This window comes from Shewanella sp. NKUCC05_KAH, from assembly GCF_019345585.1.
Taxonomy (GTDB): domain Bacteria; phylum Pseudomonadota; class Gammaproteobacteria; order Enterobacterales; family Shewanellaceae; genus Shewanella; species Shewanella oncorhynchi.
The window spans coordinates 69,901-83,255 of the sequence record NZ_JAHKQZ010000001.1 but is presented as its reverse complement, the minus strand read 5'-3'; the positions used below and the strand labels follow the sequence as shown (position 1 = coordinate 83,255).

General features: G+C 44.5%; 12 protein-coding genes and 2 tRNA genes. 7 read left to right on the top strand and 7 right to left on the bottom strand.

Features of this window, described 5'->3' with window-relative positions; all coding sequences use genetic code 11:
* Window positions 1-244 precede the first annotated feature (244 nt).
* The 3 genes from KO533_RS00420 to KO533_RS00410 all read right to left on the bottom strand — a co-directional run bounded on the left by KO533_RS00420 (window position 245) and on the right by KO533_RS00410 (window position 2,065).
* Window positions 245-321, bottom strand: a tRNA-Val gene (locus tag KO533_RS00420).
* Window positions 322-358: 37 nt separating this feature from the next.
* Window positions 359-435 (bottom strand) — tRNA-Val (locus KO533_RS00415).
* Between the two features lie 250 nt (window positions 436-685).
* Window positions 686-2,065, bottom strand: coding sequence for an MATE family efflux transporter (locus tag KO533_RS00410; protein WP_168827724.1), 1,380 nt, complete (start codon window positions 2,063-2,065; stop codon window positions 686-688).
* Between the two features lie 33 nt (window positions 2,066-2,098).
* Here KO533_RS00410 and KO533_RS00405 point away from each other — a divergent pair, with 33 nt between their 5' ends.
* A complete protein-coding gene (locus KO533_RS00405) occupies window positions 2,099-2,722 on the top strand; it encodes a riboflavin synthase (protein WP_028759933.1) in 624 nt (207 codons plus the stop codon).
* 34 nt (window positions 2,723-2,756) lie between these two features.
* Here KO533_RS00405 and KO533_RS00400 read toward each other — a convergent pair whose 3' ends face one another.
* On the bottom strand, window positions 2,757-2,957 hold the full coding sequence (locus KO533_RS00400) for a CPXCG motif-containing cysteine-rich protein (protein ID WP_028759934.1): 201 nt from the start codon (window positions 2,955-2,957) through the stop codon (window positions 2,757-2,759).
* Between the two features lie 249 nt (window positions 2,958-3,206).
* Window positions 3,207-3,440 (bottom strand): hypothetical protein, encoded by a 234-nt coding sequence (locus tag KO533_RS00395; protein WP_131525575.1) that lies wholly within the window; start codon window positions 3,438-3,440, stop codon window positions 3,207-3,209.
* 291 nt (window positions 3,441-3,731) lie between these two features.
* Here KO533_RS00395 and thrS point away from each other — a divergent pair, with 291 nt between their 5' ends.
* The 4 genes from thrS to rplT all read left to right on the top strand — a co-directional run bounded on the left by thrS (window position 3,732) and on the right by rplT (window position 6,858).
* The gene (gene thrS / locus KO533_RS00390; RefSeq protein WP_219252359.1) at window positions 3,732-5,660 is read left to right on the top strand and encodes a threonine--tRNA ligase; all 1,929 of its coding nucleotides are present in this window, start codon (window positions 3,732-3,734) and stop codon (window positions 5,658-5,660) included.
* Between the two features lie 3 nt (window positions 5,661-5,663).
* Window positions 5,664-6,206 carry a translation initiation factor IF-3 gene (infC, locus tag KO533_RS00385; protein ID WP_012089240.1) on the top strand — a complete coding sequence of 181 codons (543 nt, stop codon included), beginning with the start codon at window positions 5,664-5,666 and terminating at the stop codon, window positions 6,204-6,206.
* Window positions 6,207-6,290: 84 nt separating this feature from the next.
* The gene (gene rpmI, locus KO533_RS00380; RefSeq protein ID WP_006081653.1) at window positions 6,291-6,485 is read left to right on the top strand and encodes a 50S ribosomal protein L35; all 195 of its coding nucleotides are present in this window, start codon (window positions 6,291-6,293) and stop codon (window positions 6,483-6,485) included.
* Between the two features lie 16 nt (window positions 6,486-6,501).
* The gene (rplT, locus tag KO533_RS00375; protein WP_006081652.1) at window positions 6,502-6,858 is read left to right on the top strand and encodes a 50S ribosomal protein L20; all 357 of its coding nucleotides are present in this window, start codon (window positions 6,502-6,504) and stop codon (window positions 6,856-6,858) included.
* A 265-nt stretch (window positions 6,859-7,123) separates the two neighbouring features.
* Here rplT and trxB read toward each other — a convergent pair whose 3' ends face one another.
* Window positions 7,124-8,077 carry a thioredoxin-disulfide reductase gene (trxB, locus tag KO533_RS00370; RefSeq protein ID WP_219252356.1) on the bottom strand — a complete coding sequence of 318 codons (954 nt, stop codon included), beginning with the start codon at window positions 8,075-8,077 and terminating at the stop codon, window positions 7,124-7,126.
* 336 nt (window positions 8,078-8,413) lie between these two features.
* Entirely contained in the window at window positions 8,414-9,529 is a 1,116-nt protein-coding gene (ald, locus tag KO533_RS00365; protein WP_028759938.1) for an alanine dehydrogenase, read from the bottom strand.
* Between the two features lie 179 nt (window positions 9,530-9,708).
* Here ald and lrp point away from each other — a divergent pair, with 179 nt between their 5' ends.
* Together lrp and KO533_RS00355 are read left to right on the top strand one after the other, a co-directional pair.
* Window positions 9,709-10,215, top strand: coding sequence for a leucine-responsive transcriptional regulator Lrp (lrp, locus tag KO533_RS00360; RefSeq protein WP_006081649.1), 507 nt, complete (start codon window positions 9,709-9,711; stop codon window positions 10,213-10,215).
* 341 nt (window positions 10,216-10,556) lie between these two features.
* On the top strand, window positions 10,557-13,322 hold the full coding sequence (locus KO533_RS00355) for a DNA translocase FtsK 4TM domain-containing protein (RefSeq protein WP_219252354.1): 2,766 nt from the start codon (window positions 10,557-10,559) through the stop codon (window positions 13,320-13,322).
* Window positions 13,323-13,355: the final 33 nt, after the last annotated feature.

The window sequence follows — 13,355 nt, the reverse complement described above, 5'->3', positions numbered from 1 at the left end:
CCGTACTTAGTCAAAAATTTTTAGGCCGCTCGTTTAAAAGGATTGGAGAGGGCGCAGAAATACCACTGCGAATATTTGATTTAGCACAGGATATTACTTTGGATTTTGAACTTTGAGATATTTGGGAATGAATTTTAAATCAAAAGATAAAGGCAGTGAAAACCATAAACACCTGCTTTAAAAGGCAGATTAATTGTATTTGGCTTGATAAGCAGGGGGGGTTAATGAAATACATAATAAGAAATGGTACACCCGAGTGGACTCGAACCACCGACCCCTACCATGTCAAGGTAGTGCTCTAACCAACTGAGCTACGGGTGCACTGTTTGAATTTCAAATTTAGACTCTTTGAATAGAGTGGTACACCCGAGTGGACTCGAACCACCGACCCCTACCATGTCAAGGTAGTGCTCTAACCAACTGAGCTACGGGTGCATCGCAAAATTTAACAAGCTATTCAAAAGCATTGCGCCTTGGAACGAGCGCTATATTAGGGGCATAGCGCAGGGCTGGCAAGCAAAAAAAACAAATTTGTCGTCAAATGGTGAATTGCTGTGCAACTTGCCCAGTGTTTCAACAATGCCGCCGATAAAACCGCAATTTTTTATTCGCTTTACTTCAGAGAATGCATCGAAATCAAACTGATAAACCAAAAGGCGAGCACTGTCGCTCGCCATTAATGCAATCAATGGTGAACACTGTCACCTTCAATAAGGCTCAAATGCACGCCATGCTTTTGGATGTAACGCAGACGAATGAAAAATAACAGCGCTGCTGAGGTCAAGCCCGCAATCAATCCTGCCCAGAATCCATGGGCGCCCATCGCGGGAACGATATGGTCCGTATAAGCTAAGGTATAACCGAGTGACATACCAATCCCCCAGTAGGAAAACAGCGTGATATAAAAAGCGCTGCGTGTATCTTTATAACCGCGAAGAGCACCCGCTGCGACCACTTGAACTGAATCAGATAATTGATACAGGGCTGCCATCAACATCAAGCTGCCGGCTAAGGCAACCACTTCAGGATCACCATTATAAAGTTTCGCAATTTGGAATCTAAATAATACGGTCAAGACCGCTGTCGTTAGAGCAAGGGATAGTGCCAGCCATAAGCCCACTTTAGTGACCACAGCGGAAATATCGGCGCGATCACGGCCTAAGTAATAACCAATCCGAATCGATACCGCGATACCGATAGATAACGGCAGCATAAATACGATGGCAGAAAAGTTGAGCGCAATCTGGTGACTTGCGACCACTGTTGCGCCAAGTGGCGCGAGTAATAGCGCTATGATGGCAAATAAACTCACTTCAAAAAATAGCGCCATTGCTATCGGCATGCCGAGTTTGGTCATTTTCTTCATAGTTTCAAAGTCTGGGCGATGAAATTTACTGAAGGGAGCTAAAGCCGCGAATTTTTTATGTAACTGCATGTAAATGGTCATGGCAACTAGCATGGCCCAGAATACGAGTGCAGTGGCGATACCACAGCCTGCACCGCCCATGGCCGGTACGCCAAAGTGTCCATAAATAAAAATATAGTTAGCGGGGATATTTACGGCTAGACCGACAAAACCAATAACCATGGTCGGTAAGGTATAGGATATACCTTCACTGCAACCGCGTAGCACTTGATAAAGCACAAATGCGGGCGCGCCCCATAAAATACCGTCGAGATATCCTATGGTTAAGCGGTATAATTCAGGCTCCAAGTCCATGTGGCCAAGCACAAAAGGGGCTGATGCAAGGAAAACCATCACACCAATGCCGCCTATAATGGCAAGATAGGCACCTTGAAAGGCCAAAGGTTGGATGGCTTTTTGATTATTCGCGCCATTATAGTGGGCAAATAAAGGCGTAAAAGCCATCAGCAAACCCTGGACGAACAGAATAGCGGGTAACCAAAGGCTAGTGCCGACTGCGACGGCGGCCATATCAACCGCACTAACACGGCCCGCCATAACAGTATCAATAAAGCCCATCATGGTCTGAGTGACCTGAGCTATCAGTACCGGCAGCGCCAGTTGGATTAAACGTTTGGCTTGATAGCCTGAATGATTCATAAATACAGCCTTTAACGATTAAGCGAGCAAAAAATGTTTACAGGTATAGTTCAAGCCACCTGCGAGGTGGTTGCAATACATAAGAAAGATGGCCTAAATACCCTTGAGGTAGCGTTCGAACCTGATTTGCATGAGGGACTTGCGATTGGTGCAAGTGTGGCAAATAACGGGGTATGTCTTACTGTGACTCAGGTCGTTGATGATAGGGTATTTTTCGACGTAGTGGAAGAGACCTTGCGACTGACGAATCTGGCTAATTTGTCTATAGGTCAAAGCGTTAATGTTGAGCGTTCGTTAACTTTTGGTAGTGAAATTGGTGGGCACATTCTCTCTGGCCATATCCATACTAAGGCCAAAGTCATCGATATTAGCCATACAGAACAGCATTATGATCTGACACTGGGCATTGAGCCTAAATGGATGGATTACATTTTTTATAAAGGTTTTGTTGGCGTTAATGGCTGTAGTTTAACGGTTGGCGAGGTGAGTGACTCCGGTTTTAAGTTGCACTTAATTCCTGAAACCCTAAAACTGACCAATTTAAGTCAGTATAAAGTGGGTGATGAACTCAATATTGAGATCGACAGCCAAACACAAATTATCGTCGACACAGTCGAGCGCGTGCTGGCCAGGCGTTTTAACGAACAAGCACGTTAGTTTTGTGACATCGCAGCGTGTAGTGCAATCTCGTTTAATAGATTTGCTCGTCGTCTGAATCGATATACAGCTCAACCGTTCGTCTCGATTCATCGATGTGTAAGCGTAAGTGAATCGGATTACAACAAATTCGGCAGTCATCGTAATAATCTTGGTCTCCACAGCTGGCATCGATACTGATATCTTGATGGTGCCCGCAGTGGGGACAAGCAATAACTTTGTTCATGACTCTCATGGTGCAACTCCTTATCGCCAATAGAGCGAATCGCTCTGCTCAATCAACGCATCTCATACTTCGTACGCTTATCGCTTATATTGTCTGCGCTTTGACGATTTCGAAACCTGAGTGCGCTTTATGTGCTTCCTATTTGAGTATACAGCAGAGTGCAGTGCACTGACTTAGATGAAGTCGGTCTCAAAACGCAGCATGATAGACCTTCTGGTTAAATATATTTTCTTGTTGGATCATTATCTCTTCTAAAAACTAGTCCTTTGCCGTCACTAACCCCTCCATTTCATTGCTGTGTAACACGCCATCGCGGGCATCTTGGGTAATATCCAGCGTTAAACGCTGCATCTGTTGCTCAAGTTCACTTTTAATATCAACGAGTAACACTTGAGTATCAATCAAAGATTTGCTTGTGATTTTCACCTGCGGCTCAGGTAAAGCGGTTGCTGTGTGCGTGAGTGTTACAGCCAGTAGAATACAGTTCAACATATCAACTCCCTTGTCATGTTTTCAGTGATGCCCAATAAACTGGCGCTAGAATAGGGGAGTTAGATGACCAAGAAGTTACCAAGACACTGCAAAATCATGAATTTGCTTTTTGTTTCCAATCCCAATTCTGGTCAATATGCTTGCGCCTTTTAGCTACAATCCCTTAGAATAAACGCCCTGCTACGCAAGGCGGCTAAGACTCCTGTACTGTCTTAACCTAGCGAGCATTTCTCTTACATTAACTAAAACCAAGTGGCCCTACGTGTGGGTCACCACTGGAAAGGACATTTCATGCCTGTAATTACACTTCCCGATGGTAGCAAACGCGAGTTTGCTCATGCTGTATCGACCCTCGATGTTGCCGCCGATATTGGCCCTGGTTTAGCGAAAGCTTGTATCGCTGGCCGCGTTAATGGCGAATTAAAAGATGCTTGCGATCTCATTGAAACCGATGCTGAGCTATCAATCATTACCGCCAAAGACGAAGAAGGTGTTGAAATTCTTCGCCATTCTTGCGCGCATTTATTAGGTCACGCGATTAAGCAAATGTGGCCAGAAACCAAGATGGCGATTGGTCCTGTTATCGATAATGGCTTCTACTATGATATCGACCTTGAGCACAAGTTGACTCAAGATGACATCGACGCATTAGAAAAGCGCATGCTTCAACTGGCAAAAACCAACTATGACGTAGTAAAACGTGTCGTTAGCTGGCAAGAAGCCCGTGATACATTCGCTGCTCGTGGTGAAGATTATAAGATTGCCATTCTGGATGAGAACATCAGCAAAGACGCGACGCCTGCGCTATATCATCACGAAGAATACACTGACATGTGTCGTGGACCGCACGTACCTAACATGCGTTTCTGCCAGCATTTTAAATTAATGAGCATTGCCGGCGCTTATTGGCGTGGCAACTCAGAAAACAAGATGTTGCAACGTATCTATGGTACCGTTTGGGCCGACAAAAAAGCCCTGAGCACACACTTAACCCGTCTTGAAGAAGCGGCTAAGCGTGACCACCGTAAAATCGGTAAACAGCTCGACTTGTATCACATGCAAGAAGAAGCGCCGGGTATGGTGTTTTGGCATAACGACGGTTGGAGCATCTTCCTCGAATTAGAAAGATTCATTCGCCGTAAGCTAAACCAATACACTTACCAAGAAGTGAAAGGTCCATTAATGATGGACCGCGTGTTGTGGGAACGTTCTGGTCACTGGGATAAATACTCAGAAGCCATGTTCACGACCAGCAGCGAAAACCGCGAATACGCTATCAAGCCAATGAACTGCCCTGGCCACGTGCAGATCTTCAACCAAGGGTTAAAATCTTACCGCGATCTGCCATTGCGTATGGCTGAATTTGGTTGCTGTCACCGTAATGAACCTTCAGGCTCGTTACACGGATTAATGCGTGTACGTGGCTTTACGCAAGATGACGCCCATATTTTCTGTACTGACAGCCAAGTTCAAGAGGAAGTGAGTGCCTGTATCCAGATGGTTTACGATACTTACGCTACCTTCGGCTTTGAAAATATCGTAGTAAAACTGTCGACTCGCCCAGAGAAACGTATCGGTGACGATGCGATGTGGGACAGAGCGGAAGAAGCACTTAAGCAAGCTTTGCGTGCCAATAATATTGAATTCACTATTTTGCCAGGCGAAGGCGCGTTCTACGGACCAAAAATCGAATTTACTTTACACGATTGTTTGGACCGAGCGTGGCAATGTGGTACTGTGCAGCTCGATTATGCGTTGCCAAGCCGTCTTGGTGCAACTTACGTTGCCGAAGATAACAGCCGTCAGACCCCTGTGATGATCCATCGTGCTATTTTAGGCTCTTTGGAACGATTCTTGGGTATCTTGATAGAAGAATATGCAGGACGTTTCCCAACTTGGTTAGCCCCAATGCAAGTTGTCGTGATGAATATCACCGATAAACAGGCTGATTATGTTGAAGAAGTCGTAAAATTCTTCAAAGAACAAGGTATTCGAGCGTCTTTTGACTTGAGGAATGAGAAAATAGGCTTTAAAATACGCGAGCACACCTTAAGGCGTGTCCCTTATTTGTTGGTCGTTGGCGATCAAGAAATGGAAAATAAGGAAGTAGCGGTGCGTACCCGTGATGGTATCGATTTAGGTAAGATGCGACTTGAAGATTTCGCCACTAAAATCCATCAACAGATTTCGCTCCGTAGTCTCAAATTGTTGGAGGAATAGGTCATAAAGATCAAAAAAACAGCAGGGCGTCAGCCGGCCCCTAATAGAATCAATGAAGAAATCACAGGTGTACCAGAAGTACGCTTAACAGGCATTGATGGTGAAGCTATTGGTGTGGTAAGCATCAGAGATGCTCAGAATTTGGCAGATGAAGCAGGTGTAGACCTAGTAGAAATCAGCCCAAATGCTGAACCTCCAGTATGTCGCATTATGGACTACGGTAAGTTCCTTTTTGATAAGGCTAAGTCAGCCAAGGAACAAAAGAAGAAGCAAAAGCAGGTTCAGGTCAAGGAAATTAAATTCCGTCCTGGAACTGACGAAAACGACTATCAGGTAAAACTACGCAACCTGATACGTTTTCTGGAAGACGGGGACAAAGCGAAGATTACGCTTCGTTTCCGAGGTCGCGAAATGGCACACCAAAACCTGGGTATGGATCTATTGAACCGTATCAAGGCTGATTTGGACGAGTATGCGGTTGTTGAATCTTTCCCGAAAATGGAAGGCCGACAAGCAATTATGGTGCTAGCGCCTAAAAAGAAATAAGTAGGGCAAAACTTAAAGTAGTAAAGGTCTATGGCCTTTGCTCGCCTTGCTTTTTATTAAACATCCCAATGCGGAGTTTTAGAAATGCCTAAAATGAAAACAGACAAGGGTGTAGCGAAGCGTTTTAAGAAAACCGCTAATGGTTTCAAGCGCAAGCAAGCACACTTACGTCACATTTTGACGAAAAAAAGCACTAAACGTAAACGTCACTTACGTGCCAAATGTTTAGTATCAAAAGCTGACGTTCCAGCAATCGCGCGTCAATTACCTTACGCTTAATTTAGGAGATTAGAAAATGCCAAGAGTTAAGCGTGGTGTAACCGCTCGTGCTCGTCACAAGAAAGTTTTAAAACTAGCTAAAGGTTATTATGGCGCTCGTAGCCGTACTTACCGTGTTGCTGTTCAAGCAGTAACTAAAGCTGGTCAATATGCTTACCGTGACCGTCGTCAGAAAAAACGTCAATTCCGTCAACTTTGGATTGCACGTATTAATGCTGCCGCTCGTCAAAATGGTCTGTCTTACAGCCGTTTCATCAACGGTCTGAAAAAGGCGTCTATCGAAATCGATCGTAAGATTTTGGCTGACATCGCTGTATTCGATAAAGTTGTATTTGCAACTTTAGTTGAAAAAGCAAAAGAAGCGTTAAACTAAGAAATTAGTTTGTTGCTGTAGAGAAGGGACCATTTGGTCCCTTTTTTTGTGCGCCATTTTAGGCTCAACGAAATGATTTTACTTACCTAAGAACTTATATAAGTACTATCTAAGTGGTGCGGAATTAAGAATCGCAAAGGAAAGACATGTGCGTGCGTGAACAGTACTGACTGGTAAGCCCGCAAAAATTTTTGCTATTGCTTAACGATTTTGACCTAAAAAAATAGCAGGCTAAGCCTGCTATTCGTTGAAAAATCGAGTCTAGTTACTTTTTAGCGTCTAAATAACGCTCTGCATCGAGTGCGGCCATACAGCCTGTGCCGGCAGAAGTAATGGCTTGACGATAATGTTGGTCCATCACATCACCACAGGCATAAGCACCCTCGATACTGGTTTGCGTGGCGTTACCTTGCAAGCCACTCTGAACTTTTAAATAACCGTGGTTCATTTCCAACTGGCCTTCAAAAATACCGGTATTAGGGCTGTGACCAATAGCGACGAACACGCCAGCAACGGCTAAGTCAGTGATCGAACCATCTTTAGTGCTCTTCATCTTCAGGCCTGTCACACCCATGGCATCACCAACCACTTCATCCATGGTTTGATCTAAGTGAAGGATGATGTTGCCATTGGCGACTTTGTCCATCAGACGGTCGATCAAGATTTTTTCTGAGCGGAAGGTGTCACGGCGATGGATGAGGTGAACTTCAGCAGCAATATTGCTTAAGTACAGTGCTTCTTCAACGGCGGTGTTGCCGCCACCGATCACTGCGACTTTTTGATTACGATAGAAGAAGCCATCACAGGTTGCACAGGCTGATACACCGCGACCTTTGAAAGCTTCTTCTGACTCTAACCCTAAGTAACGGGCAGAAGCGCCAGTTGCGATGATCAGCGCATCACAGGTGTACTCGCCGTTATCGCCTTTCAAACGGAAAGGGCGCTCGGTAAGGGTCACTTCGTTAATGTGATCGAACAAGATTTCAGTATCGAACTTTTCAGCATGCTTCTGCATACGTTCCATCAAGGCTGGACCCGTTAAGTCGTCCGCGTCACCTGGCCAGTTTTCAACTTCAGTCGTCGTGGTTAATTGACCGCCTTGCTGCATACCTGTGATCATCACAGGTTTTAAATTCGCACGCGCAGCATAAACGGCTGCGGTATATCCTGCTGGGCCTGAACCCAAAATCAATAAGTTACAATGTCTGACTTGGCTCATTTTTATCTCCGTGCCTTTAGCAAATTGCAAGGATTGTAGGGAATTTACCTGTGGGGGTAAAGTGTTGGAGGGCGATTCTTTTAGATTGCACTAATCGAGTCCATCCGTTTTGGTATGGAGAGTGTCAGTTTTACTTTACTGTGAAAAAATAAATAGCTTAAGTGTGAAGCACGAAATGAAGCACGGGATGAGCTTGTATAAATATGGTGGTGCGATTGTAGTGAAGCCTATTTCTACCCAATAAAAAAATCGGCCTCAATTGTATCGAGACCGATTTGAATTACATACTAATAAAGCTAGCTCAAATCCACATAAAAAGTTAATTTAATTAAAAACTTATACTAATAGTGTCGCAGGAGATGTGAACGCTAAGTTTAGGGCGTGAGCCACTTCCTTACACACCACTTTACCGTGCATGACGTTTAAGCCATTAAGAAAATGCTTGTCTTGCAACAGCGCTTCTTTATAGCCTAAATTTGCTAACTTGAGAATGTACGGTAAGGTTGCATTGTTAAGCGCAAATGTTGAAGTGCGAGCGACCGCACCAGGCATATTTGCAACACAGTAATGCACAACATCATCAACGATGTAGGTCGGATCTTGGTGAGTAGTGGCATGTGAAGTTTCAACACAACCGCCTTGATCAATCGCCACGTCAACGATAGCGCTGCCAGGCTTCATACGTGAAATCATGCTACGAGTAACCAATTTTGGCGCCGCAGCACCAGGAATTAGTACACCACCGATCACAAGATCGGCCTCAATAACATGACGTTCAATTGCATCCGCAGTTGAGTAAATGGCTTTTACAGCAGAACCGAATTGCACATTTAAACGACGTAGAGCATCAATACTGCGATCAAGCACAACAACATCAGCACCCATACCAACTGCCACTTGTGCTGCATTAGTACCAACCATACCGCCGCCGATAATGACGACTTTAGCAGGCTCAACCCCCGGTACGCCGCCCAATAACATACCGCGGCCACCAGAAGATTTCTCTAACGCCATAGCGCCAGCTTGGATTGACATACGACCAGCGACTTCAGACATAGGAGCAAGCAAAGGCAGCCCACCACGATCGTCTGTCACAGTTTCGTAAGCGATACATACGGCACCACTTTTGATTAAATCTTCAGTTTGCGGTAAATCTGGAGCAAGATGCAGATAAGTAAATAAAATCTGATCGTGACGCAACATAGCGCGTTCGACTGCTTGAGGCTCTTTTACTTTTACAATCATCTGCGCTTTAGCAAAAACTTCAGCAGCAGTCGCTAAAATTGTGGCGCCAGCATCAATATAATCTTGATCTGAAAAACCAATACCTATGCCTGCATTTGTTTCAACAAAAACGTCGTGACCTTTGATCGCCAACTCGCGAACACTAGAAGGAACCATACCGACACGATATTCGTGGTTTTTAATTTCCTTGGGAACACCAATAATCATCTTTGAGCCTCAATTGCCTGAAATCCCACTTTTAATGGGCATAATTGTTATTTTATCGTGACCTGAACGTGATTAATTCAGGGATATCTAGTATAGTATCGGCGACGCAGTTTATGCTGCTGAACTTTCGGCATACGTAGAATAAAATGTTGTTTTAGTGATAAAGCAAGGTTAAATAAATGGCATATAATAAAAAGAGTCCTGTAAAAGACTTGGATCGCATCGATCGCAACATTCTTAATGAACTACAACTTGATGGCCGCATTTCAAATGTGGAATTGTCAAAAAGAGTCGGACTAAGTCCAACTCCGTGTTTAGAAAGAGTAAAACGTCTCGAAAAGCAAGGTTACATCAATGGCTATACCGCATTGGTGAATCCTCATTTCTTGGGTGCATCCCTACTGGTATTCGTGGAAATCACATTAAGCCGTGATACTCCCGAAGTGTTTGATAAGTTTAACCGTGCAGTGCAACTACTCGATGATATTCAAGAATGTCATCTGGTTTCAGGCGATTTTGACTACTTACTGAAAACTCGTGTTTCAGATATGTCAGCTTATCGTCGCTTGTTAGGTGAAACTTTATTGAAATTGCCTTCTGTTTCCGACACGCGTACTTATGTTGTGATGGAAGAAGTTAAGCACACCAGTCGTGTAGCGATAAATCATCTACTCTCAGATATCTAATTACCCTGATTGTTTGGTTTTACAATAAGGGGCTTAGGCCCCTTATTTATCAGTAACGTCGATATATCCATCTCATTTAACGCCTATTGCTATTAGCCTTGTATTGCCCTTAAGTTTGCTAACTTAGGGGCTTCTTTTTGTGGCATTTTTAAACAAATTTGTTAACGGAAGTGTTTGTGTAATAACTCATTCCTCCCCAAAAGCACACTAAAACACCTCAATAGACCAAATTTTGCCAATCATGACCAATTCTGTATAGAAAAACAGGCTAATGTGCTCCACATTTAGTGGGATTCTGGTATCGTTAGCCCACCTGTTTTCACTTTTATGGATTACGTCGTTTGTCTCAAGGAAATAGTGTACGCACGCTCACTGGCCTGCAACGTCTGCTGGAAGGCGGACTCATCATTTGTTGTGTTCTCGCCACTTATATTTTGCTCGCATTGACGAGTTTTAGTCCGTCTGATCCTGGTTGGAGTCAGTCGCATTTTCAAGGCGATATTAAAAACTGGACCGGAGCAGTAGGGGCTTGGATTGCCGATATTCTGTTATATTTCTTCGGCGTTACGGCTTATATCATGCCAATCATTGTCGCATCGACAGGTTGGTTATTGTTCAAGCGCGCCCATCATTTACTTGAAATTGATTACTTTTCAGTGGCCCTGAGATTGATTGGATTTTTACTGATCATTCTGGGATTTTCTGCTTTGGCGAGCATGAATGCCAACAACATCTACGAGTTTTCGGCAGGCGGAGTGGCGGGTGATGTCATAGGCCAAGCCATGTTGCCGTATTTTAATAAACTCGGCACTACCTTATTACTGCTGTGTTTCTTGGGCTCAGGCTTTACACTGTTGACTGGGATTAGCTGGCTGACTGTGGTCGAGAAAATCGGCTTAGTCTCTATTTGGATTTATAAAAAGTTAAAATTATTGCCGCAAGCGATGAAGCGTGAGCATGAAACCGAGGATACCCGTGGTTTTATGTCCGTGGTGGATAAGTTTAAACAGCGCCGTGAATCCCAATATGTGCTAGAAAAGCCCCCCATAGTTGAAAAGCCTAAGGTGCGTGAGCGTCATATTGGTCGTAGAGCTGAGATAACCCCAACGCTATATGCTGCCACTGATGATATGGTCATTGAACCAGAAGGTATTATTACCGAAACTGAGAATAATTCGTCGCCAAAAAATAAACTATCGGCGCTTGCAAAAATTCTGAGCTTGAATGGCAGTAAAAGTAAGAGTGCACAACGGGTTGAGCCACAAATCGATAATGATGATTTGGCCGCCCATGGCAATTTTGAAGCGCCACCTTGGTTAGCTGAGCCTCAACATTCAAATGCCAATGAGCAAGACAGTGCCGATTTTAATTCGCATTCATTCGATCATGATGACAATGAGCCAGTGTTTAGCAGTCAAGCATTTACAGAAGATGAGGATGATGAAAGTCTAGGTTTTAGCGATGATGACGTCATTGATTTTGATACTAAAGTGTCAACAGGTGCAGTGAATCAAGCGCAGCGTAATAAGCAAGATCAAAAAGCTAAAATTGTCGATGGCATTGTGGTATTGCCAGGACAAGAAGACAAACCCGCACCGAAAAAACCGATGGATCCTCTGCCGAGTATTAACTTGCTCGACATACCTGACCGTAAGAAGAATCCGATCAGCCCAGAGGAATTGGATCAAGTCGCTCGCCTTGTTGAGCTTAAATTGGCCGATTTCAACATCATCGCCAATGTGGTGGGTGTGTATCCAGGCCCTGTGATCACACGCTTTGAATTAGAATTAGCGCCGGGCGTTAAAGCGTCAAAAATCTCTAATCTATCAAAGGATTTAGCTCGTTCATTACTGGCTGAAAGTGTGCGCGTGGTTGAAGTTATTCCGGGCAAGGCTTATGTCGGACTCGAATTGCCCAATAAATTCCGCGAAACCGTGTTCATGCGCGATGTGTTAGATTGTGCCGCCTTTACTGAGAGTAAATCCAACTTAACGATGGTGTTAGGCCAAGATATTGCTGGTGACCCCGTTGTTGTTGATCTTGGTAAAATGCCACATTTATTGGTAGCCGGTACTACAGGCTCTGGTAAGTCTGTGGGTGTAAACGTGATGATCACCAGCTTACTGTATAAGTCTGGCCCAGAAGATGTACGCTTTATCATGATCGACCCCAAAATGTTGGAATTGTCTGTCTATGAAGGTATTCCGCATTTGCTATGTGAGGTCGTTACCGACATGAAAGAAGCTGCCAATGCGCTGCGTTGGTGTGTCGGCGAGATGGAACGTCGCTATAAGCTGATGTCTATGATGGGCGTACGTAACATCAAGGGCTATAACGCTAAAATTGCCGAGGCGAAGGCCAATGGCGAAGTGATTTTAGATCCTATGTGGAAGTCTTCTGACAGCATGGAGCCAGAAGCGCCTGCGTTAGATAAGCTCCCATCGATTGTTGTCGTGGTCGATGAATTTGCTGACATGATGATGATTGTTGGTAAAAAAGTTGAAGAGTTGATTGCCCGTATCGCGCAAAAGGCCCGGGCGGCAGGGATACATTTGATCCTGGCAACCCAAAGACCGTCAGTGGATGTGATCACAGGTTTGATTAAGGCCAACATTCCCACACGTATGGCGTTCCAAGTGTCATCTCGTATCGATTCGCGCACCATTTTAGACCAACAGGGTGCTGAAACCTTGCTTGGTATGGGGGACATGTTATTTTTGCCACCGGGTACCGCGGTACCGAATCGTGTTCATGGTGCGTTCGTTGATGATCATGAAGTTCACCGTGTCGTTGCCGACTGGTGCGCCCGTGGCAAACCGCAATATATCGAAGAAATCCTCAACGGTGCCAGTGATGGTGAACAAGTATTATTGCCTGGTGAAACCGCTGAATCAGACGAAGAATACGATCCGTTATACGATGAAGCAGTCGCCTTTGTGACTGAAACTCGTCGCGGCTCGATTTCAAGCGTACAGCGTAAATTTAAGATTGGTTATAACCGTGCAGCACGGATTATTGAACAGATGGAAGCGCAAGGTATTGTTTCTGCTCAAGGCCACAACGGTAACCGTGAAGTCTTAGCGCCGCCAGCACCAAAACATTATTAAGCCGCGCTAAGGCGTAGCTTTGATACACCCAAG